The sequence below is a fragment of the Xanthomonas sp. WHRI 10204 genome (genome assembly GCF_040202875.1).
GTDB lineage: Bacteria > Pseudomonadota > Gammaproteobacteria > Xanthomonadales > Xanthomonadaceae > Xanthomonas.
This window is the reverse complement of record NZ_JBEGDW010000002.1, coordinates 1146458-1167187: the sequence shown is the minus strand read 5'-3', so window position 1 is coordinate 1167187 and position 20730 is coordinate 1146458. Positions and strand designations below refer to the sequence as shown.

At 65.0% G+C, this 20730-nt stretch carries 20 protein-coding genes and 1 other RNA gene; 12 read left to right on the top strand and 9 right to left on the bottom strand.

Features of this window, described 5'->3' with window-relative positions; genetic code table 11:
* Positions 1–218: 218 nt before the first annotated feature.
* Complete coding sequence (locus tag ABQZ00_RS16000; RefSeq protein ID WP_323538792.1) at positions 219–2702, bottom strand: ABC transporter permease; 2484 nt, start codon at positions 2700–2702, stop codon at positions 219–221.
* Positions 2699–3298, bottom strand: a complete 600-nt coding sequence (locus ABQZ00_RS15995; protein ID WP_055851076.1) for an ABC transporter ATP-binding protein — start codon at positions 3296–3298, stop codon at positions 2699–2701. Before ABQZ00_RS15995 ends, ABQZ00_RS16000 begins: the two co-directional genes overlap by 4 nt.
* Positions 3299–3407: 109 nt before the next feature.
* Here ABQZ00_RS15995 and ABQZ00_RS15990 point away from each other — a divergent pair, with 109 nt between their 5' ends.
* The 3 genes from ABQZ00_RS15990 (at position 3408) to ABQZ00_RS15980 (ending at position 6295) form a co-directional block, all read left to right on the top strand.
* A complete protein-coding gene (locus ABQZ00_RS15990) occupies positions 3408–4076 on the top strand; it encodes an arylesterase (protein ID WP_323538872.1) in 669 nt (222 codons plus the stop codon).
* Positions 4077–4167: 91 nt separating this feature from the next.
* Positions 4168–4881, top strand: coding sequence for a response regulator transcription factor (locus ABQZ00_RS15985; protein ID WP_002811889.1), 714 nt, complete (start codon positions 4168–4170; stop codon positions 4879–4881).
* Between the two features lie 142 nt (positions 4882–5023).
* Positions 5024–6295 (top strand): sensor histidine kinase, encoded by a 1272-nt coding sequence (locus tag ABQZ00_RS15980; RefSeq protein WP_323538793.1) that lies wholly within the window; start codon positions 5024–5026, stop codon positions 6293–6295.
* Between the two features lie 81 nt (positions 6296–6376).
* Here ABQZ00_RS15980 and ABQZ00_RS15975 read toward each other — a convergent pair whose 3' ends face one another.
* The gene (locus tag ABQZ00_RS15975; protein ID WP_115527137.1) at positions 6377–7087 is read right to left on the bottom strand and encodes an SGNH/GDSL hydrolase family protein; all 711 of its coding nucleotides are present in this window, start codon (positions 7085–7087) and stop codon (positions 6377–6379) included.
* A 183-nt stretch (positions 7088–7270) separates the two neighbouring features.
* Here ABQZ00_RS15975 and ABQZ00_RS15970 point away from each other — a divergent pair, with 183 nt between their 5' ends.
* From ABQZ00_RS15970 to ABQZ00_RS15930, 9 genes are all read left to right on the top strand, one after another.
* Positions 7271–7651 carry a diacylglycerol kinase gene (locus tag ABQZ00_RS15970; RefSeq protein ID WP_055851088.1) on the top strand — a complete coding sequence of 127 codons (381 nt, stop codon included), beginning with the start codon at positions 7271–7273 and terminating at the stop codon, positions 7649–7651.
* Positions 7652–8102: 451 nt separating this feature from the next.
* Positions 8103–8744, top strand: coding sequence for a LemA family protein (locus tag ABQZ00_RS15965; RefSeq protein ID WP_323538794.1), 642 nt, complete (start codon positions 8103–8105; stop codon positions 8742–8744).
* A 323-nt stretch (positions 8745–9067) separates the two neighbouring features.
* Positions 9068–9144: non-coding RNA, sX9 sRNA (locus tag ABQZ00_RS15960), on the top strand.
* A gap of 51 nt (positions 9145–9195) precedes the next feature.
* The gene (locus ABQZ00_RS15955; protein ID WP_323538795.1) at positions 9196–10092 is read left to right on the top strand and encodes a TPM domain-containing protein; all 897 of its coding nucleotides are present in this window, start codon (positions 9196–9198) and stop codon (positions 10090–10092) included.
* Positions 10092–10583, top strand: coding sequence for a TPM domain-containing protein (locus ABQZ00_RS15950; RefSeq protein WP_323538796.1), 492 nt, complete (start codon positions 10092–10094; stop codon positions 10581–10583). Before ABQZ00_RS15955 ends, ABQZ00_RS15950 begins: the two co-directional genes overlap by 1 nt.
* Before the next feature lie 54 nt (positions 10584–10637).
* On the top strand, positions 10638–11528 hold the full coding sequence (lgt, locus tag ABQZ00_RS15945; RefSeq protein ID WP_323538797.1) for a prolipoprotein diacylglyceryl transferase: 891 nt from the start codon (positions 10638–10640) through the stop codon (positions 11526–11528).
* Complete coding sequence (locus tag ABQZ00_RS15940; RefSeq protein WP_323538798.1) at positions 11525–12319, top strand: thymidylate synthase; 795 nt, start codon at positions 11525–11527, stop codon at positions 12317–12319. Before lgt ends, ABQZ00_RS15940 begins: the two co-directional genes overlap by 4 nt.
* A gap of 25 nt (positions 12320–12344) precedes the next feature.
* Entirely contained in the window at positions 12345–12893 is a 549-nt protein-coding gene (locus tag ABQZ00_RS15935; RefSeq protein ID WP_323538799.1) for a PLP-dependent aminotransferase family protein, read from the top strand.
* Positions 12894–12895: 2 nt separating this feature from the next.
* Positions 12896–13390 carry a dihydrofolate reductase gene (locus ABQZ00_RS15930; protein ID WP_323538873.1) on the top strand — a complete coding sequence of 165 codons (495 nt, stop codon included), beginning with the start codon at positions 12896–12898 and terminating at the stop codon, positions 13388–13390.
* Between the two features lie 188 nt (positions 13391–13578).
* Here the strand turns inward: ABQZ00_RS15930 and ABQZ00_RS15925 are convergent, their stop codons facing one another.
* The 6 genes from ABQZ00_RS15925 to lptD all read right to left on the bottom strand — a co-directional run bounded on the left by ABQZ00_RS15925 (position 13579) and on the right by lptD (position 20729).
* Positions 13579–14583: a symmetrical bis(5'-nucleosyl)-tetraphosphatase gene (locus ABQZ00_RS15925; protein ID WP_323538800.1), complete on the bottom strand. Its 1005-nt coding sequence runs from the start codon at positions 14581–14583 to the stop codon at positions 13579–13581.
* Between the two features lie 28 nt (positions 14584–14611).
* Positions 14612–14995 (bottom strand): Co2+/Mg2+ efflux facilitator ApaG/CorD, encoded by a 384-nt coding sequence (apaG, locus tag ABQZ00_RS15920; protein ID WP_323538801.1) that lies wholly within the window; start codon positions 14993–14995, stop codon positions 14612–14614.
* Between the two features lie 36 nt (positions 14996–15031).
* Positions 15032–15820 (bottom strand): 16S rRNA (adenine(1518)-N(6)/adenine(1519)-N(6))-dimethyltransferase RsmA, encoded by a 789-nt coding sequence (gene rsmA / locus ABQZ00_RS15915; RefSeq protein ID WP_323538802.1) that lies wholly within the window; start codon positions 15818–15820, stop codon positions 15032–15034.
* A 115-nt stretch (positions 15821–15935) separates the two neighbouring features.
* Positions 15936–16907 carry a 4-hydroxythreonine-4-phosphate dehydrogenase PdxA gene (gene pdxA, locus ABQZ00_RS15910; protein ID WP_323538803.1) on the bottom strand — a complete coding sequence of 324 codons (972 nt, stop codon included), beginning with the start codon at positions 16905–16907 and terminating at the stop codon, positions 15936–15938.
* 4 nt (positions 16908–16911) lie between these two features.
* On the bottom strand, positions 16912–18303 hold the full coding sequence (locus ABQZ00_RS15905; RefSeq protein ID WP_115512467.1) for a peptidylprolyl isomerase: 1392 nt from the start codon (positions 18301–18303) through the stop codon (positions 16912–16914).
* Positions 18300–20729, bottom strand: coding sequence for an LPS-assembly protein LptD (lptD, locus tag ABQZ00_RS15900; protein WP_349775719.1), 2430 nt, complete (start codon positions 20727–20729; stop codon positions 18300–18302). Before lptD ends, ABQZ00_RS15905 begins: the two co-directional genes overlap by 4 nt.
* Position 20730: the final 1 nt, after the last annotated feature.

Below are 20730 nucleotides of genomic sequence, written 5' to 3'. Positions count from 1 at the left end.
GCCCGAACGGCGACCGGACTGGTCACTCTAGGCAGTCGTGCCGCCGCTGCGAACGTACGATTGGCAAGGTGCTTATGCGCTGCAGGTATATGCGTTGCGACACGGGCGATGCCGATCGCGTCGTAAGGCGCAGCGCTCCATGACAGTGGGTCATGCAGCGCATCTGGTGGCGTATTACTTAGCCGATAGCCAACACTCGGCCGCGTCTATCACCGGCCTTACTCCGTACGCAGCGCCAACGCAGGTGGCGTGGACAAAATGCGTCGGGTGCCCGACCAGCCCGCCAACAGGCTCAACGCCAACCCGAATGCGCCGCCCAGCAGCAACCGCGGCCAATCCGGCGCAAGTGCGATGTCGAACGCCTGCTGCCCGACCACCGCGCCGATGACGGCGGCAGCCGTGACCGCAAGGCCCGCGGCCAGCAGCCCCAATGCGCCGAATTCCACCAACACCGCGCCACGCAGCTGACCGCGCCGTGCGCCCAAGGTACGCAGCACCGCGCTGTCGTAGCGGCGCTCGCCTGCCGTGGCCTGCAACGCGGCCAGCAGCACCAGCACACCGGCCAGCAGGCTGAAGCCCATCACCAGTTGCACGGCCTGCGCCACCTGGTCGATCACCTCGCGCACACGGCCAAGAATCGCCTCGATATCCAAGACCGAAATATTGGGGTAGTCGCGGCTCAGCGATGCCAGCTTGGGTGCATTGCCGGGTGGCAGATGAAAGGCGGAAATCAGGTTGTACGGCGCATCGCCCACCGCGCCCTGGTTGAGCAGCAGGAAGAAGTTGACCCGGAACGAATCCCAGTCGGCCTTGCGGATGCTGGTGACGGTGAAACTGCGCTGCTGTTCGCCCAGCAACAAGGTGATGCGGTCGCCGAGCTTGAGCTGATAGCGCAGTGCCCAGCCTTCTTCCACCGACGCCTCGGCCTGCGTGCTGTCGGCGCTCCAGAATTTGCCTTGCAACAAGGTGTTGGCCGGCGGAAACGCATGCCGCCAGGAAAAATTGACCGGCCGGTTGTCGCCGTCGCCATCGTCCTGCGGGTCGCGGTCGCCGCGCACCGGCGGCTTGTCGTTGATCGCGATCAGCCGCCCGGTGGAAAACGGCTCCACCGCCGCGTTGTCCACGCCCAGGCCGCGCAAGGTCTGCAGCACCGGCTCGGTCTGCTCGGGCTGGATGTTCATCAGGAAGTAGTTGGGTGTGTCCGCAGGCAGGCGGTCGCGCCATTGACCAAGCAGGCCCGGGCCGACCACCGCTAGCAATAACAGCGCGCACAACGACAGCGACAGGCCGACCAACTGCACCACGCTCAACCCGCGTCGGCGCGTCAGCGAGGCCAAGCCCAGCTTCCAGGCTCCGCGCAGGCGGTGCTGGATCGGCCGTAACAACGTCAGCAATCCCAGCCCCAGCAGCATCGCCACCACCGCCAGCGCGGCCAGGCCGCCCAACACCCAGCCGGCCAGCACCAGGTTGCCGGTAGCATAGACGGTGAGCGCCAGTGTGGCGGCCAACGCGGCCGCATACACCAGCAACGAACTCGGCGGCACCGCGGCAAAGCTGCGGTTGAGCACGCGCATCGGCGGCACGTTGCGCAGCCGCAGCAGCGGCGGCAGGCCGAAGCCCAGCAGCAGCACCAGGCCGATGCCCGCACCCGCCAGCGCAGGGGTGGCCTGCGGCAGCGGCAGCCGGTTCGGGATCAGACTGCCCAGCGCCTGCACCAGGCCTTCCTGCGCCAGCATGCCCAAGCCAATGCCGACCAGGCAGGCCGGGATGGCGGTCAACAGCAATTGCAGCGACAGCATCGCCAGGATGTCGCGCTGTTTTGCGCCCAGGCAGCGCAGCACCGCCACGGTGTCGATGCGCCGCATCGCAAAGCGGTTGGCCGCCAGTGCGGTGGCCACGCCGGACAGCAATACCGCCAGCAACGCCGACAAGGCCAGGAAACGCCCGGCGCGATCGAACGCGGCGCGCATGCCGCGCTGGGTGTCCTCGATGCCGACCAGGCGGTACTCGCTGGCGCGCGGCTTGAGCCACGCGCGCAGGTCGGCGATCGCGTTCGGCGCACCGGCAAACATCAACCGGTATGAGGCGCGACTGCCCGGGCCCAGCAGGCCGGCGCCCTCGATGTCGGTGCGGTTGACCAGCAGCGGCGGTGACAGCTGCATCAATTCGCCGGAGGCATCCGGCTCGGCGCGCAGCACGCCGGTAATGGTCAGATGGCCGGCGCCGAACTCCAGCTGTTCGCCTACGCGCAGGCCCAGGGCTTCCAGCAGGCGCGGGTCGGCATAGGCCTGGCCCGGCGGCGGTGCAGTGGCGGGGGTGCCTTCCGGGTCGCTAGCGCCTTTGGAGACCAGCAACTGACCGCGCAGCGGATAGCCGGGACCCACGCCGCGGATATTGGCCATCTGGCTGGCCTCGCCATGAAACAACACGCTCGGAAAGCTGACCATGCGCGTGCTTTGCAGCCCACGTCGCTGCGCCTCGTCGGTGAAGTTGGCCGGGATCTCCTGGCGTCCGGTGACACCCAGATCGCCGCCCAGCACTTCGGCCGCGCTGGAGGTCAGCGCCAGGGTCACCCGGTCCACCAGGGTCCCGACCGCAGTCATCACCGCCACGCCCAGCACCAACGCCGCGAACACGGTCAGCAGGTCGCCTGCCAGGAATTCCCGCCGTACCGCACGTGCGGCCTGCCGCAGTACGTTCATGCGGTCGGGCCGGTCTGTGCGTGCAAACGGCCGCTGTCGATGCGGTAGATGTGATGGCAGCGCTGCGCCAGGGTCATGTCGTGGGTCACCAGCACCAGGGTGGTGTCGCTGGTGGCGTTGAGCGCGAACAACAGGTCGCTGATCTGCGCGCCGGTGGTTTGGTCCAGGCTACCGGTAGGCTCGTCGGCAAACAGGATGCGCGGCTTGGCCACGAACGCGCGCGCCAGCGCCACGCGCTGCTGCTCGCCGCCGGACAGCTGGCGCGGGTAATGCCGCGCACGTGCGCTCAGGCCGACCGCCTCCAGCACTTCACGCACTCGCGCCGGATCTTCGCGCCCGGCCAGTTCCAGCGGCAGCGCGATGTTTTCCTCGGCGGTGAGCGCCGGCAATAGATGAAAGCTCTGGAACACGAAGCCGACCTCACGCGCGCGCAGGGCCGCGCGCGCTTCCTCGTCGAGCTGGCCCAGGTCCTGCCCGGACAGCGCAATGCTGCCGCGGGTGGGCAGGTCCAGCCCGGCGAGCAGGCCGAGCAGGGTGGTCTTGCCCGAACCGGACGCCCCAACGATGGCGATGCTGTCGCCTTCACTGACCGTCAAGCTGACGTTGTCGAGGATGTGGAGTGTTCCCTCCGGTCCACTGACGGATTTGCCGACCTCGCGGACGTCGATGGCGGTGCGGGTGCTGGAGCGGGGGGCCAGACTGTCGATGAGGAATCTCCGAATGCGTGAAAGAACACTGCGATATGGCGCGCTGGCCCTGTGGCTGCTGACACTGTCCCTGCTTGTGCCGGGAATTGCCTCTGCCAAAAGTCCGGCTGCGACCGCACCGATCCTGGTGGTCGGCGACAGCCTCAGCGCTGCGCACAACATCCCGGTGCAGTCCGGCTGGGTCACCTTGCTCGACCAACGCCTGAAACGTGACATGGCGACGCCACCGCCGGTCGTCAATGCCAGCATCAGCGGCGAGACCACATCGGGCGCGCTGACCCGGTTGCCTGGCCTGCTGCAAAAGCACCACCCCGGCGTCGTGGTGATCGAATTGGGTGGCAACGATGCCCTGCGCGGGCTGACCCCGGCCCAGCTCAAGGGCAACCTGGAAAAGATGATCCAGCTCAGCCAGCAGGCCGGCGCCAAGGTGCTGTTGCTGGGCATCGATGTGCCACCGAACTACGGCCCGGCCTATCGCGAGCGCCTGAAAGCTGCCTACGCCGACCTGTCTAAACAATACAAAACCGCGTTGGTGCCGTTCTTCCTGGAGAAGGTCGCATTGCAGCCCGGCTTGATGCAGGCCGACGGGCTGCACCCGACCGCGGCGGCGCAGCCCAAGGTGCTGGAAACGGTGTGGCCCGCGCTGCGCCCGTTGCTGGCGCGCTGAACTAGGCGCGTCATGTAACGTTATTTGGTCTTCACATGCTTTCCACCGCCGATCCGGCATGTTTCACAAAGCTGAAGACCGAGGAAAGTCCATGCGTCAGACCAAGGAAACGTCCGGCCTCGTGCTGGTCGTCGAAGACAACCGCAATATCTCCGAAATGATCGGCGAGTACCTGGAAGGCCGTGGCTTCGAGGTCGACTATGCGCAGGACGGACTGGACGGTTACCGTCTGGCCGCCGAGAACAGCTACGACGTGGTCGTGCTGGACCTCATGCTGCCACGCCTGGACGGGATCGAAGTGTGCCGCCGTCTGCGTAACGACGCACGCAAGTCCACTCCGGTGCTGATGCTGACCGCCCGCGACACGCTGGACGACAAGCTCACCGGCCTGGGTTTTGGCGCCGACGATTACCTGACAAAGCCTTTCGCGATTCAGGAACTGGAAGCGCGACTGCGTGCACTGATCCGCCGCGAGCGTCGTCAGGTAGGCTCGGAAGTGCTCAAGGTCGCCGACCTGGTGCTCGACCCGGTGAGCATGCGCGCCACCCGTGCCGGCACCGAGCTGCAGCTCTCGCCGATCGGTCTGCGTCTGCTCACCATCCTGATGCGCGAATCGCCGCGCGTGGTGACCCGTCAGGAAATCGAACGCGAAATCTGGGGCAATGGGTTGCCGGACTCGGACACCCTGCGCAGCCATCTGTACAACCTGCGCAAGATCATCGACAAGCCGTTCGACCGCCCGCTGCTGCATACCGTGCAGAGCGCCGGCTATCGCATTGCCGACATCGCCCAACCGATGGCCTGATGTCGCCGGCCGGCTGCCGACTGGCGGCCGGCCGCTCCTGTAGGCGCACACGCGCCGCTCGTTCTCCCGTGCTCCCGACTGGCTGCACGACGGACTCACGGAAGCGTTGCCTATAATCCGGCGCTCTCCCCTGGATGCAGCAATGCCACACGGGCTCCCGCGAAAAATACGTCTCGCCTTCCTGCTGCAGGTCGCGCTGGCGAGCTTGGCGATTGTGCTGGGCGGGTATCTGATTTCCTTCGTGATCAAGTACAGCCTGGTGCGCACCGTGCTCGCCGACGAGGCAGTGCACTTCTGGCGCATGCAGCGCAGCGCGCCGGATCATCCGCCGCCGGATACGCGCAATATTCAAGGGTATTTCTCGCCGGCCGGTGCCGGCCGCGACACCGCGCCGCGCGTGCTGCAGCGGTTGTCGCCCGGCTTTAGCGAAGTCGCCGCAGCCGATGCGCTGGTGTATGTCGATCAACGCCCCGAAGGCCGGTTGTATCTGGTGTTTCCGCGCGCGCGCGCGGCCCACCTGACGCTGTGGTTTGGCGTGGTGCCGGCGATCGTGGTGCTGTTGGGAATCTACGGGGTGTCCTGGTTTACTTACCGGGTTTCCAAACGCCTGGTGTCGCCGATCAGCTGGCTGGCGCGGCGCGTTTCGCAGTGGGATCCACGCAACCCCGATGTAGACGAACTGGCACCTGAGCGGCTGCCTGCGGAACTGCAGGGAGAAACGCGGCAATTGGCTGCGGCTTTGCACACGCTCGGGCAAAAGGTCAGCGATCACGTCGCGCGCGAGCGCAACTTCACCCGCGATGCCAGTCATGAATTGCGCACGCCGTTGACGGTGATCCGTGTGGCCAGCGACATGGCGCTGGCCGACGACGAGCTGTCGCAACGTACCCAGCGCAGCCTGCGCCGCATCCAGCGTGCCGGCCGCGACATGGAAGCGGTGATCGACGCGTTTCTGATCCTGGCGCGCGAAGCGGAGATCGATCCGCAAAGCGAAACCTTCGATGCGGCCGAACTGGCGGGCGAAGAAGTCGAAAGCGCCCGCGAGTTACTCGGCGACAAGCCGGTATCGCTGCAGATGATCGGCGACGGCAGCCTGCAGATGTTCGCGCCGCCGCGGGTGATGCGGGTGGTGCTCAGCAATCTGCTGCGCAACGCCTGTGCCTACACCGACACCGGCAGCATCGAAGTGGAAGTCAGCCAGGACCGCATCGTGGTGCGCGATACCGGCATCGGCATGAGCGAAGAGGCGCGCGCGCGCGCGTTCGAGCCGTTCTTTCGTGCCGACCCTACGCGCCCGCAGGGCACCGGTCTGGGCTTGTCGATCGTACGGCGTCTTTGCGACCGCTTCGGTTGGCGGATCGAGCTGCACAGCGAGGCAGGTCTAGGGACCTCGGTGGCGGTGGTGGTGGCGTAGGTCGGTTGGTGCTTGCCAGGCGCGTTGTCGCTGCTCGATAGCGTCGGCATGAGCTGTTCCACCAGATCGCTTCGCTGATCCTTATTTTTGCTCCAACACCGGCGCCACGGCCTTGCGCCAGAGCGCATAGCCGTCTGCAGTCATGTGCAGCATGTCCTCGCGAAACAGCGCAGGGCGCGGCTTGCCATTGGCATCGAGCATGGGCGTGTAGACATCCACAAAATCCACGCGCGGCAGCGGAGCAAGTGCGTCCTTGATCAGACGATTGGCGGCGATGACCGACGGCAGCAACTGCGCACGCGAGGGACTGGGTTTGATCGACAGATAACTGATGCGCGTATCGGGCAGGTCTCGCCGAATGCGCGCAACGAACGCCACCACGTCATCGCGGACCTGCTCGGGCGTGCGGCCGCTGTTGAGATCGTTATCGCCGGCATACAGCAGCACCTGGCGTGGCGCATACGGAATCACGATGCGGTCGGCGTACCAGGTGCTGTCACGCACCTCCGAGCCGCCGAAGCCGCGATTGATCACCGGTTTACCTGGGAAATCCTGCGCCAGCGTGTCCCAGAAGCGGATCGACGAACTACCGACAAACACGATGCCATGCTTGGGCGGCGGCTGGCGCGCATCGCTGGCGGCAAAGCGCTGCATATCGTCTTCCCAGGCCGCATTGGACACCTGCGCGGGCACCGCGGGCGCGGCGTGTGGGGCCTGATGGGCCTGCGCGATGGCCTGGCTGGACAGCAGTGCGAGGGTGCACAGCAGTGTGCGCAAGACGCGTCGAGTCATACGGAAACCTGCAGCGAGAGAGCGGGCTGCCCATGGTGCAGCAGTCTGCAAGCTGAGGGCAAACCGGGCCGTGGCTGGCGATGCGCGGCGTCACGGTGCAAGATTCGCACTTTCCCAAGCAGCGATCATGCCATGCGTTCTTCTTGTCCCCTGACGTGCCCTCGCGGCCGGAAGCACTGACGCATGGCCGATCAATTGGGACACGTGCCGCGCGGACCGCGCCGCATGCTCAAGGCTGCGATCTGGTCGTGGCAGGGCTTACGTGCAGCCTGGCTGCATGAATCCTCATTCCGGCTGGAAGTCTGCCTGGCCGTGGTGATGGCTCCATTGGGCATCTGGCTCGGCCAGTCGCCGCTGGAACGCATCGCGCTGATCGCGCCGTTGTTGATCGTGTTGGCCGCCGAGCTGTTGAATTCGGCCATCGAAGCGGTGATCGAACGCTATGGCCCCGAGCACCACGTGCTCGCCGGCCGTGCCAAGGACATGGGATCGGCAGCAGTGTTTCTGCTGCTGATCAATGTGCTGTTGTGCTGGGGGTTGATTCTGCTGCCGCGGGTGTTTTGAAACGGGTGCGATCTTGACGGGCATCCGGTTGCGCGCCACATCCTGATTCATCACGCAGACACGCAGACGGCCCGACGCAAGGCGATCTCCTGCGTCGGCAGCCGCGCGCTGCTGTGCTCGGCAGGGATGGGCACGTCGTGCTCGACCATGCGCGCGCCACGTGTTGCTCCAACACACGACATTCGCACCTTGCGCTTGGGGCACTCAGGGTGGAGAGGGGCATGAGCTCGCGCGGCACGCATGGCCTGTCAATGCGCGGCGCGATGCGTCGGCCGGCTCGCCTCAGGGTGCGAGCACCGTCGCCACGGACCGCAGATCGACCTGGTTGCTCATCAGGGACTGCCGGTCGTTTCGGGGCGCACTACCCCTCGCACGCCTGGCAGGCGCATGTGCATGCGGGTTTGACTTGGCGCGTGGCATGCTGCGGCTCTCTTTCAACGGAATCGCCTGCATGTCTGTCCTGATGCGCGCTGTGGTGTTGCTGATCCTGACAGCCTCGCTGTCGGGTTGCGGGTACAACGCGATCCAGCAAAAAGAAGAAGGCGTCAAAGCCGGTTGGTCGGAAGTCCTCAACCAGTACCAGCGCCGTGCCGACCTGATTCCCAACCTGGTACGCACCGTGCAGGGCTATGCGCAGCAGGAGCGTCAGGTGCTGACCGAAGTCACCAATGCGCGCGCACGCGTCGGGCAGATTCAGGTCAATGCCGATGACGAAGCCTCGCTCAAGAGTTTTCAGCAGGCGCAGGGCGAACTGGGCAGTGCGCTGTCGCGGTTGCTGGTGGTCAGCGAAAACTACCCGCAGCTCAAGTCCGACCAGTCGTTCCGCGATCTGCAGGTGCAGCTGGAAGGCACCGAGAATCGCATCACCGTGGCCCGCGGCCGTTATATCCAGACCGTGCAGGACTACAACACCTATATCCGCTCGTTTCCGCAGGTGATCACTGCCAAGATCTTCGGCTACCAGCCCAAGCCGAATTTCAGCGTGGAGAACGAAGCGCAGATTTCGCGCGCGCCGCAGGTGGACTTCGGCAGTCAGCAAGCGCCGCAGCAACAACCGCCACAGCCACAGCCACAGCCACAGCCGGCACAGTAAATACATGCACCTGCGCAGTCTCAACTACTGCGCGGTGTGCTGCACGGCATGTCGAGGCAATCGCGACGTGTGCGATGGCAAGCAACCTATCGCCTGCGTGATCAACCAACGTTCAAATGCGCGGCATCAAGCCCCTCTCCCCTAAAAGAGCGGGGTGGGTGTGAGGGGCGAAGCCGTCGTGTAACGACACTGCACGTAGCTTCGCTCGTGCCTTCATCTGCCCCTTCGGGACACCTTCTCCGCAGGGAGAAGGGAAAGCCAAGAGCGGCTAGCACAACGACTGTGCTCACCGCCAGGCGGGCGCGGCCGGTGCTCGGTGCGGCATGTGCCACGCGTACACTCCGGTTCTGAGCGTGCCGTCCATATCCACCTGACGACTGCTCGCTACGTTGTGTGAGCCAAGCTAAGTGTCATTGCTGATTCACTGTCAGTACTTATCAAGGAGTTGGTAATGCGGAAAACGCACATGTGGGTGTTTTGGATCATGGCGCTACTCCTGCTGCCCGCTTCGGTGCTGGCGCAGGATCCTGCAGCCATCCCACCACTGCGCTCGCCGGTGGTCGATGTCACCGGCACTTTGGATGCGGCGCAGCTCCAGCAACTTGAGCAGCAGGCGCTGGCATTGCAGCAACGCAAGGGCGCGCAGCTGCAGATCCTGATCGTGCCGACCACACAGCCGGAGGCGATCGAGCAGTACACCCAGCGCGTGTTCGATCAATGGAAGATCGGGCGCAAGGGCGTGGACGACGGCGTGCTGCTGCTGGTGGCCAAGGACGATCGCCGCGTGCGCATCCAGCCCGGTTATGGCCTGGAAGGCGCCATCCCCGACATCGTGGCCAACCGGATCATCCAGGAGTATCTGGCGCCGAGGTTCCGCGAGGGCGACTACGGCGGCGGTATCCGCGATGCGACCGCGACGCTGGCGGGCCTGATCGAAGGAGAAGCTCTCCCGGAACCGGTCAGCGGGCACGCCGATGGTGGCGTCGGCAATGGGGCAGGTGGGGGCGGTTGGATCATGGCGCTGTTTATCGGCTTTGTGGTCGCGATGGTGGCGCGCGGCATCCTTGGCGCCCTGCCGCGTCCGCTGCGCGCCGTGCTGACCGGCGTCGCGGCCGGGGGCGCCGCCTTGCTGTTTACCTCGTTGCTGTTCGCCAGCGCCGGTGCAGCCGTCATCGGTCTGTTGGCGGGCCTGGTCTCCGGCTCGCCGGGGCGCTTTGTCGGCGGCGGTGGCTGGGGCGGTGGTGGATTCGGAGGATTCGGGGGCGGTGGCCGTGGTGGTTTTGGCGGTGGCGGCTGGGGCGGCGGCGGTGGATCATCGGGAGGCGGTGGCGCCTCGGGGAGTTGGTAATGCGGTGGCTCAGGCATCTTTGCGCGCCGTCGGCGCAGCGCAGGTTTCCGACCAGTTGCATGGATGCGATCACGGCGGCGGTGGCCGCCAGCGAGCGCAGCCATACCGGCCAGATCATGGTGGCAGTCGAAGCGGACCTGCCGCTCGGGGCGCTGTGGAGCGCACACACCGCTCGCCAGCGCGCCGATCAGGCGTTCGCGCAGCTGCGCACCTGGGACACCGAAGCCAATAACGGAGTGCTGATCTATCTGTTGCTGGCCGACCACGCCATCGAAGTGGTTGCCGACCGTGGCTTGCGCAGCCAGGTGCCGGAGGCGCAGTGGGAGGAAGTGTGCCGGCGCATGCAGCAATTCCTGCGCGAGCGCCAGTACGAGGTGGCCGTCCTGGCGGGGATCGAAGCGGTGACCGAGCTGCTGGTCGAGCATTTCCCGCGTGGCGCGGAGATGCAGCATGAAGACGAGCTGCCCGATCGGCCCCAGCTCTTAGGCTGAAGGCGTGCGAGGTGTCAGAATAGACGCCTCGCTTTTTTGTGATACGCGGTCCGCATGATCTATCTGCACGCCATCGACCCCATCGCCTTCTCGCTTGGCCCGGTGCAGGTGCACTGGTACGGCTTGATGTATCTGGCCGCCTTCTTCTCGGCCTGGGCGCTGGGCCGCTCGCGCATCCTGCGCGGCCGTCTGCCCGGCGTGGACATGGACGGTTTTTCCGACCTGTTGTTCTACGGCATGCTCGGCGTGGTGCTGGGTGGGCGCATTGGCTACATGCTGTTTTATGCGTTCGAGACCTTTCTGGCCAATCCGCTGATTTTGTTCAAGGTGTGGGAAGGCGGCATGAGCTTCCACGGTGGGCTGCTGGGCGTGTTGATCGCCTGCTGGCTGTGGGCGCGCAAGCATCGCCTGCACTTCTTCGACGTGATGGATTTTGTCGCGCCGTTGGTGCCGTTGGGCCTTGGTTTCGGGAGGCTCGGCAATTTTGTCGGCGGCGAGTTGTGGGGCAAGTTCACACAGGCCGGCTGGGGCGTGATCTTCCCGCATGCGCCGGAACTGGCCGATATCGCACCAGTGCAGATTCACGCGCAATACGCCGCCGGCGCATTGGATCGGTTCGCGCGTCACCCGTCGCAGCTGTACGAAGCCGCGTTGGAAGGCGTGGTGATGTTTGTCGTGTTGTGGGCGTTCTCGATGAAGCCGCGCGCACGCTATGCGGTGTCGGGGCTGTTTGCGCTGCTGTATGGCGTGTTCCGCTTCATCGTGGAATTCGTGCGTGTGCCGGATGCGCCGATCGGCTATCTGGCCTTCAACTGGCTGACGATGGGCCAGATTCTGAGCTTGCCGTTGATCGCGGTGGGCCTGGTCTTGCTGGCGATGTCGCGTCGTGCGCCGGTGTTGCAGCCGGTGGTGCCGGCCGCCGCAACGGTGGAGGCGGCGAAGTGAAGCCGTATCTGGATCTGCTGCAGCACGTGCTGGAACACGGCGCCGAAAAGTCCGACCGCACCGGTACCGGCACGCGCAGCGTGTTCGGCTGGCAGATGCGCTTCGATCTCAATGCCGGTTTTCCGCTGGTCACCACCAAGAAGCTGCATCTGCGCTCGATCATCCACGAGCTGCTGTGGTTTTTGCAGGGTGATACCAACATCGGGTATCTGAAGGACAACCAGGTCCGCATCTGGGACGAATGGGCCGACGACAATGGCGACCTTGGCCCGGTGTACGGCAAGCAGTGGCGGCGCTGGACCGGCCCGGACGGCGTCGAGATCGACCAGATGCAGTGGCTGGTCGATGAGATCAAACGTAACCCGGATTCGCGCCGGCTGGTGATCAGCGCCTGGAACGTCGGCGAGCTGCCGCAGATGGCATTGATGCCGTGCCACAGCCTGTTCCAGTTCTATGTGATCGACGGCAAACTCAGTTGCCAGCTCTACCAACGTAGCGGCGACATTTTTCTGGGCGTGCCGTTCAATATTGCCAGTTACGCGCTGCTGACTCATCTGGTGGCGCAGGCCACCGGCCTGGGCGTGGGCGATTTCGTGCATACGCTGGGCGATGCGCATCTGTATTCGAATCACTTCGAACAGGCGCGCGAGCAACTCACGCGCACCCCGCGCGCATTGCCGACCTTGCGCCTGAATCCCGATGTCACCGACCTGTTTGCGTTTCGCTTCGATGACATCGCTATCGAAGGCTACGACCCGCATCCGGCGATCAAGGCGCCGGTGGCGGTTTAGGAATCACGTCGTCAAGGAGGAACGTATGCAGAGGTGTTTGCTGGTTTTCATCGGTTTGATCGGGCTGGCGTCGACGAATGCAGTGGCGTTCGCCGAAACCGTGCGTGGTCCGGCCGGTCGCCTGCAGCTGCCCGATGGTGTGACTGCGACGGTCGCGCCATCCAATCCGACGCATCCGAATGTCGACGCCAGCGCGATCATCACGCTGACCAACGTGCAACCCGGTGCGATCGGGCCGGTCACGATTGAAATGAGTTGCCCACCGGCAATCGGCCAACTGAATTCGGCCAAGGGCATGGAGCGATTGGCCGCCGTGATGTTTCAGTTGGACAAGACGCTGACACGTGAAAAGGCCGAGTGGGTCGAGCTCGATGCGCAGCAGACTTACCGTACCGATGCCTCGCGTGCCGATGGCACGCGGCTGACGCAGTGGCTGGTGCCCTTGGGTACCTCGTTTGCCTGGATCAAATTCGACAGGCCGGGCGCAGCGCCACTGCAGCAGGACGTGCTGGATGCCATCTCCGGGATCAAACTCCTGTGCGGTTCCATGGCTGAAAACAAGAAGGTCCAGTGATGTTGAAGCTTTCGCTCGTCGTGGCGCTGGACCGCAACAACGCCATTGGTCGCGATAACGATCTGCCGTGGAACCTGCCGGACGATCTCAAGCGCTTCAAGGCGCTGACGATGGGCAAGCCGATCCTGATGGGGCGCAAGACGGCGCAATCGCTCGGGCGTGCATTGCCGGGGCGCTTGAACCTGGTGCTGACGCGCTCGGGGCAAGTGCCGTTCGAGGGCATGCAGGCGGTGGCGTCGGTCGATCAGGCGATCGAACGTGCCGAGCAGGAGGGCGCGCAGGAGTTATGCGTGATCGGCGGCGGCGAGGTATATCGCCTGACGATGGCGCGTGCCGACGTGCTGGCGGTGACCGAGGTCGACACCGCGGTGGATGGTGGCGATACGCACTTTCCACCGATCGACCCGGCGGTATGGGTGCCAGTGCATCGCCAGACGCATGTGGCCGATGACCGCCATGCGTTTGCGTTTTCCTTTGTGGATTACCTGCGTCGCTGAGCCGGCAAGGACGCAGCGCGCGATCAGTGCGACCGATTCCATACAACTAAAACCAGCTAAAGAAAAAACCTAGCGAGCGGCTGCCCGGTGACCGTGGACGGCGCACCGGAGCGCAGCGTACGCGTGGCACATGCCGGTCCGAGCACCGGCTGCGCCCGCATGGGGCGCAGCCGTTTGGTGAGTCGCTCTTACTCGGTAACGACGCCACCCTGTGGTTTGGCCGGTGCAGCAGTGCCGCTACCCGCATTTCCCGCGTTGTTGCCGCCACCGCCATTGCCGCCACCATTGCCACGACCTCGGCCACGCCCGCGCGGGCGGCCCTGACCTTCGCGTGGACGCCGTGGTGCATTCGCGGCAGGTGCGGTCGGGGCAGTGACTTCGCGCCCCGGAACCTGCACCACGCGCAATTCGTCGGTATCCAGTTGCAGGGCGGTGAGCTTGCCGCCCCACACCGCGCCCGTATCGATGGCATGCACGCCCTGGGTGATCGTCAATCCCAGCGCGGACCAATGCCCGCACACGATCTTGAGATCGCGCTCGACCCGGCCCGGTACCTCGAACCACGGGTAGAGTCCTTGTGCCTGCGTGCCCGGCGTGCCCTTGTCGTCGGTGGCGATGCGGCCGCGCGGCGTGCAATAGCGCATGCGCGTGAACAGGTTGATGATCGCGCGGCTGCGGTCGTACCCGCTCAGGCCCGGCGACCATCCCGGCTGATCGCCGTACATGTTGCGCAACAGTTTGCGATAGCCGCCGCCTTGCAGCTGCTGCTCGACTTCGCGCGCATGTTTTTCGGCCAGCTGCGTGGTCCACTTCGGCGCCAGCCCGGCGTGGACCATCATCCAGCCCAGCTCGCGATCCACGTGGGCCAGCTTCTGCATGCGCAGCCAGTCCAGCAGCAGGTCGCGGTCCTCGGCCAGCACGACGCGCTGCAGATCCGGATTGACCTTGCGCTGCTCTTCCTCCGAGCGCGCACCGATCGCCAGCAGCGACAGATCGTGATTGCCCAGCACCACCACGCTGTGCGCGCGCAGCGAATGCACCAGACGCAGCGTTTCCAGCGATTGCCCGCCGCGGTTGACCAGATCGCCGCAGAACCACAGCGTGTCCTGTGCGGGGTCGAAATTGATCTTTTCCAGCAACCGCTGGGTAATGTCGTAGCACCCTTGCAGGTCGCCAATTGCCCAGACGCTCATCGCGTGCGCTCCATCAATCCAGCAGTCATCAGTGCAGCGTCCTGGGTACGCTCAGCACGAAGGCGGCGATCGGGGCGGTGAATTCGGTGCCATCGTCGGCCACCATGTCGTAGTGACCTTGCATCTGTCCCTGCTCGGTTTCCAGCAGCACACCGGAGGTGTAATGAAAGGCTTCGCCGGGGCGCAGCCATGGCTGCTCGCCGACCACGCCTTCGCCATCCACCTGCTCGGTGCGGCCGTTGGCGTCGGTGATCCGCCAATGGCGCGCGATCAGGCGTGCAGGCACGGCGCCCGCGTTGTGGATGCGGATGCTGTAGGCGAAGGCATAGCGGCCTTCTTCCGGGGTCGATTGATGAGCGAGGAAGCGCGGCGACACCTCGACCTCGACCCGATAGCGCGGATCATCTTGCATGGGAAAAGTCTAAATAAAACGGTGTGGGAGCGGCGCTCAAGCCAGCTCGACATTGGCCAGCCGAATGAAATCGGCGACCTCGAGTTGTTCGGCGCGGGCATCCGGACGCACGCCGGCTGCCTCGAAATGCGCGGGTTCGCAGACGGTGGACATGGCATTGCGCAGGGTCTTGCGGCGCTGCCCGAAGCCGGCGCGCACCACATCGGCGAAGCGGCGGCGGTCGTTGATCATCACCGTGGCCGGGTCGCGCGGCACCAGTCGCACCACTGCCGAGTCCACCTTCGGTGGCGGCCGGAACGCGCCAGGCGGCACCACGAACAGCGCGTTGACCTCGCAGTACGCCTGCAGCATCACACTGAGCCGGCCGTAGACCTTGCTGCCGGGACCGGCGGCCATGCGGTCGACCACTTCCTTCTGCAGCATGAAGTGCATGTCGGCCACCGCAGCGGCATGGTCCAGCGCATGGAACAGGATCGGCGAGGAGATGTTGTAAGGCAGGTTGCCGACCAACCGGATCGGCGTGCCGTTGGCCAGTTCGGTGAAATCCACGCTGAGCACGTCGCGATGGATGATGCTCAGTTCGCCGATCGGTGCAGCGGCCTCGGTCAACGGTGCGATCAGGTCGCGATCGAACTCGATCACCGTCAACGCGCCATGCTTGCGCAGCAGCGGGAAGGTGATCGCGCCCTGACCGGGGCCGATTTCGACCAGGTGCTGGCCGGCGCGCGGGTCCACCGCCTGGACGATCCGGTCGATGTAATACCGGTCGGCAAGAAAGTGCTGGCCAAGCGACTTCTTGGCCGGTGCGCTGAAGGAATAATTCATGCGCGCAGTTTAACGGAGCCGGCGGCTGCACGCGGTGTCGGTGCTGCGCGTCCAGGCTGTAACAGTAAGGTAGGACGCTCATAACCTGCGGCGATCGCGCAGGTGGGGCGCGCGCTTAGCCGCGTGCCGCCAAGCGTGCGCACAACGCGGTTGCCGCCATCAGGCTGGATGGATCGGCGATGCCGCGTCCGGCCAGTTCCAGTGCGGTGCCGTGATCCACCGCCACGCGCGGGTAGGGCAGACCCAGGGTGATGTTCACCGCCTGCTCGAAACCGCTGTACTTGAGCACCGGCAGGCCCTGGTCGTGGTACATCGCCACCACCGCGTCGAAGCCGCTCAGTTTCTGTGGCAGGAATGCGGTGTCCGCCGGCAACGGGCCGATCAGCTGCATGCCTTCGCCGCGCAGCTGCTCCAGCAACGGGATGATGATGTCCAGTTCTTCGCGGCCCAGGTGGCCGTCTTCGCCCGCGTGGGGATTGAGGCCGAGCACGGCGATACGTGGGTGCTCCAGGCCGAAGTCGCGACGCATCGCGGCGTGGGTGATGCGCAAGCAGCGCGCAACGGCGTCGGCGGTGATCGCATCGGCCACTGCACGCAGCGGCAGGTGTGTGGTCACCAGTGCCACGCGCACGATGCTGTTGGCCAGCATCATCACCACCGGGCAGTCGGCCTGATCGGCCAGCAATTCGGTGGTGCCGGTGTAGGCGATCCCGCCGGCGTTGATGACTGCCTTGTGCACCGGGCCGGTCACGATGCCTTGCCGTCGGCCGGCAAGACAGTCGCCGGCAGCGGTAAGCAGGCCGGCAATCACGGCCGCTGCATTGGCCGGGTCAGCAGTGCCGAAGCGGGTCGGGACGGGCTGGCGAATCGGAAACAGCGGTAGGTCGCCCGGCATGCGTGCCGGCTGATCGGGGTCGAGCAGGCGCACAGACAAAGACAGCGCCTTTGCGGCGCTGTTCAGGGTGTCGGGATCGGCATATGCAACCAGCTGTGCATCGGAGCGCAGCTGCTGGGCGAGCCGGATGCACAGCTCCGGCCCGATCCCGGCCGGCTCGCCTGGCACCAGCGCGAGCGACGGGACCATCATCGACTCAGCGCGCCGGCTGTGCCGGCGGCGGGGTCGGGGCAGCGGGTTCTGCGCTCTTGGTCGGCTCGGCGGTGGCATTGCCGTCGGCGCGATCGCCGGTGCGGTAGCTCACATAGGCCTCGCCACGCAGTTCCTGCAGGTAGCGGTTGTATTCCTCTTCCAGCTTGCGACGGCCGATCGTTTCACGGACCTGCGCACGTTGGTTTTCGGCACTGACGTCGGTCTGGCGGCTGCCGACGCGCTGCACGACATGCCAACCGGCTTGCGTGCGGAACGGCTCGGACACCGCGCCATCGGCCAAGCCCTCAACCTGCTTGCCGAAATCCGGGCCGAACGCATCGGCCGGGAACCAACCCAGGTCGCCACCCTGGCCGCGGCTGTTGGTGTCCTCGGAGGACTCCTTGGCCGTTGCCTGGAAATCAGCGCCGCCGGCAACGCGGGCCCGCAGTGTGTCGATCTTGGCCTTGGCCTGCGCGTCGGTCTGGTTGTCACCGATGCGGACCAGGATGTGGCGCGCGTTGTACTCGGTGACCATCTTCTTTTCGCCGCCGGCATTGGCGTCGCGCATTTCCACCAGCTTGAGCAGCTGGAAACCGCTTGGACCACGCAGCGGGCCGGCCACCTGGCCAGGCTGCATGTCGCGGATCAGCTGGGCAAATGCGTTGGGGATTTCGTCCAGGCTGCGCCAGCCCAGGTCGCCGCCTTCCAGTGCATTCGGGCTATCCGAATAACGCACCGCTGCGGCGGAGAAGTCCAACTCGCCCTTGTCGATCAAGGCCTTGACGCCATCGACCTTCTTTTGACCGGTGGCGATCTGGTCGGCGTTCGCGCCTTCCGGCAAGCCCACCAGAATATGCGCCAGGTGGTACTGGCTACCGGTCGTGGCCTGCTGGGCCAGTGCGGTATCCACCTCGCCTTCGCTCACGCTGATACGGCTCTGCGCAAAGCTCTGGCGCAGGCGCTGCACGATGATTTCGTCGCGCACCGAGGCGCGGAAATCGCCATAGGCCATGCCGTCGGCGGCTAGCTTCTGGCGTAAGCCATCCACGGTGGTGCCGTTTTGCTGGGCGATGCTGGCAACGGCGCGGTTGAGTTCCTCGTCGCTGACGCGGATGCCGCTGCCGTCGGCACGGCCGATCTGCAGCTTGACCAGTACCAGGCGCTCGAGCACCTGCCGCTGCAAGACATCGTCCGGCGGCAGCTGGTTTTCACGACCTGCGTACTGCGACTTGACGTTGCGCACAGCGCGATCGAGCTCGCTCTGCAGCACCACGTCCTCGTCCACGATAGCGGCGATACGATCCAGCGGCTGGGATTGCTGCGCCGATGCCACCGGCGATACCGTGCTGGTGATTACCAGCAACGAGGCAAGAAGAACAGAGAAAGGCTTGGTCATGGAATCAGGTTCGGATCGTAATCGTCCGGATTGGTCGTGGTGTTGCTGGGCGGGACCAGGTACAGGTCGTCGCGGTAATAGCCGAGAATAGCACGGCGCAAAGTGCGGTCCGTGTTCTGGCCAAACGAGCTCAAGCCCTTGAGTACGAACTCGAACTGGATGGAGTTGTCCATCTCGCCGTCGCGGTTACGCACGAACCGGCGTACCAGCGCGCGCACTGCCAGGCAGCAGCTGTCCCATTGCACGCCGCCGATGATTTCCAGCGGTGTGCGGTCCAGCAGCGAGTAGTAGTAGCGACCGACCGCACTCCAGGTGGGATTGATCGGATACAGGAATGAGAAGTCGGCCTGCTTGAGCTGGTCGCTGTTGTCGATGAGGTTGCGACGGTAGCGGTAGGCCAGGTTGATGATGCCGTCGTTGTTGAGCAAATAGCGTGTGCGCAGGCTGGCAAGATCTTCCTTGCGCGAGTTCGGGTTCCACTGATACGTGGCGCCCATCGACCAGCGGTCGTTGATCATGTAGTTGGCATCGGCCACCCAGGCGGACTTGCCCTGCTCGATGGGCTGTTCGCTGCCGGCAGCGGAATTGGTGCTGTTGTTGATGGTGACCAGCGAGTCGTTGAAGTACAGGATCTGGCCAGCGCTCAGCGACAATTTCTCGCGGCCGTCGTCCTGGCGCAGCCAACGCGACGTCACCGCCAGGGTCAGCTGGTTGGCATCGTTCTGACGGTCGGCGCCGGTATAGCGGCTGTCGCGGAACAGCTGACCATAGCTGAAGGTGAACGGACGGGTGTCGAAGACCGGCAGGTCGTCCTGGTCGCGGTAGGGCACGTACAGGTAGTACATGCGCGGTTCCAGCGTATTGAGATAGTTGGTGCCGAACAACGAGGTCTCGCGATCGAAATACAGGCCGGCGTCCAGCGAAGCGATCGGCAGGCTGCGCGTGGGCGAACGGTCACCGGTCAGCGGCGCCGTGTTGGCCAAGGTCGAGTCCAACTGGTAGGCGGTGTAACGCCAGGCCACCGTCGGCGTCACGAACCAGGCCGCACCCGACAACGGCATCGAGATATAGGGTTTGACGTCCAGGCGCGAGCCGCTGCCATAGTCAAAGTTACGGATATTGGTCCGGACGTATTCGTCGCCGTTGTTGTTGTTGCCGTTGGTGTTCTGGACGACGTTCACCTGGTATGAGTCGTCATGCGTAAACCGCACCGCCTCGGCATACACACCGGCTTCGAAAATGCCGAACGGCTTTTCCCAGGTGAAAAAGGCACGCGGCTGCCGGTTATAGGGCAGGGCTCGCTCGTCCAGGGTGTAGTCGGTCAGCTGCCAGCGGTCGGCCATCAGGCCGGCGGTCCAGGTTTCGCCGGTGCCGTAAATCCCGATGGTGCTCTGCAGGCTGGACGCCGAGCCCATGCCGTTCAAGCGGCTGGTGAAGTCCTCAACATAGCGGGTGTCGCTGACCCAGGAAATGCTGCTGCGGGCCTGCCAATGGCTGTTGACGTTGTGGTAGCCGCTATAGAAAACGCTGCCACGGTCCTTCTCGCGCAACTTGTCGTTGGGCAGGTAGTTGCCGGTGATTTCGCCGCGACCACCGTCGTACAGATACCGGAACTCGGTGCCGAACATGAAACCACGCTTGCTCATGTAGCGCGGCAACAAGGTGGCATCGTAATTGGGCGCCAGATTCAGGTAGATCGGCTGCAGGTAGTCGAACCCGTTACGCCCGGACAGGCCGAACTGCGGAAATAGCAGGCCGGTCTGGCGACGGTCGTCGATCGGGAACTTGAACCACGGGAAGTACAGCACCGGCACCTTGCCGATCTGCAGCACGGCGTTACGCGCGGTACCGAAGCCTTCTTCGTTGTCGACGTCGATCTCGGGCGCGCGTACCCGCCAGATCGGCTGCGAGGGATCGCAGGTGGTGTAGGTCGAGCGATGCATCTGGCCGACCTGGCCTTGCAGGTCCACCGATTCCGCCACGCCATTGCCGCGGCGGTCCACCATCTGATACTGGATGTTGGAGACCTTGTGGGCGTCGGTGTCCTGATTACCCTCGGCGCGGTCGGCGACCATGCGGAAGGAGGTGTCCTGGTAGCGGACATTGCCTTCGGCGATGTAGTTGCCGGTCTCGGTATCCATGCGCAGGTTGTCCGCGCCCAGGAACTGGTCGCCGCGCTTGAGCGCCACGTTGCCCTGGTACTGAGGAGTGGTGCTGGTGCCGGACAGCTGGTCGCCTTCGATGTCGGTCGGCAGCTGCTGGCGCATTTCGGCGGCCTTGGGGTCGGCGGCGGGCGCGCCATCGAAACCAGGCAGCGGGTCCACGGCCGGGCACAGTCCCCAATTCAACGGCTTGTCGGCAGCCATGGCCGGAAGGCAGATGGCGATGCTCAAGGGCAGGGGCAGCAGGCGGAGAACTCGGCGCACG

Excerpts from the sequence above, each read along its gene's own strand:
- ABQZ00_RS16000 (WP_323538792.1), bottom strand. The coding sequence starts at position 2,702 with ATGAACGTACTGCGGCAGGCCGCACGTGCGGTACGGCGGGAATTCCTG.
- ABQZ00_RS15990 (WP_323538872.1), top strand. The coding sequence starts at position 3,408 with ATGAGGAATCTCCGAATGCGTGAAAGAACACTGCGATATGGCGCGCTG.
- ABQZ00_RS15985 (WP_002811889.1), top strand. The coding sequence starts at position 4,168 with ATGCGTCAGACCAAGGAAACGTCCGGCCTCGTGCTGGTCGTCGAAGAC.
- ABQZ00_RS15980 (WP_323538793.1), top strand. The coding sequence starts at position 5,024 with ATGCCACACGGGCTCCCGCGAAAAATACGTCTCGCCTTCCTGCTGCAG.
- ABQZ00_RS15975 (WP_115527137.1), bottom strand. The coding sequence starts at position 7,087 with ATGACTCGACGCGTCTTGCGCACACTGCTGTGCACCCTCGCACTGCTG.
- ABQZ00_RS15970 (WP_055851088.1), top strand. The coding sequence starts at position 7,271 with ATGGCCGATCAATTGGGACACGTGCCGCGCGGACCGCGCCGCATGCTC.
- ABQZ00_RS15965 (WP_323538794.1), top strand. The coding sequence starts at position 8,103 with ATGTCTGTCCTGATGCGCGCTGTGGTGTTGCTGATCCTGACAGCCTCG.
- ABQZ00_RS15955 (WP_323538795.1), top strand. The coding sequence starts at position 9,196 with ATGCGGAAAACGCACATGTGGGTGTTTTGGATCATGGCGCTACTCCTG.
- ABQZ00_RS15950 (WP_323538796.1), top strand. The coding sequence starts at position 10,092 with ATGCGGTGGCTCAGGCATCTTTGCGCGCCGTCGGCGCAGCGCAGGTTT.
- lgt (WP_323538797.1), top strand. The coding sequence starts at position 10,638 with ATGATCTATCTGCACGCCATCGACCCCATCGCCTTCTCGCTTGGCCCG.
- ABQZ00_RS15935 (WP_323538799.1), top strand. The coding sequence starts at position 12,345 with ATGCAGAGGTGTTTGCTGGTTTTCATCGGTTTGATCGGGCTGGCGTCG.
- ABQZ00_RS15925 (WP_323538800.1), bottom strand. The coding sequence starts at position 14,583 with ATGAGCGTCTGGGCAATTGGCGACCTGCAAGGGTGCTACGACATTACC.
- apaG (WP_323538801.1), bottom strand. The coding sequence starts at position 14,995 with ATGCAAGATGATCCGCGCTATCGGGTCGAGGTCGAGGTGTCGCCGCGC.
- rsmA (WP_323538802.1), bottom strand. The coding sequence starts at position 15,820 with ATGAATTATTCCTTCAGCGCACCGGCCAAGAAGTCGCTTGGCCAGCAC.
- pdxA (WP_323538803.1), bottom strand. The coding sequence starts at position 16,907 with ATGATGGTCCCGTCGCTCGCGCTGGTGCCAGGCGAGCCGGCCGGGATC.
- ABQZ00_RS15905 (WP_115512467.1), bottom strand. The coding sequence starts at position 18,303 with ATGACCAAGCCTTTCTCTGTTCTTCTTGCCTCGTTGCTGGTAATCACC.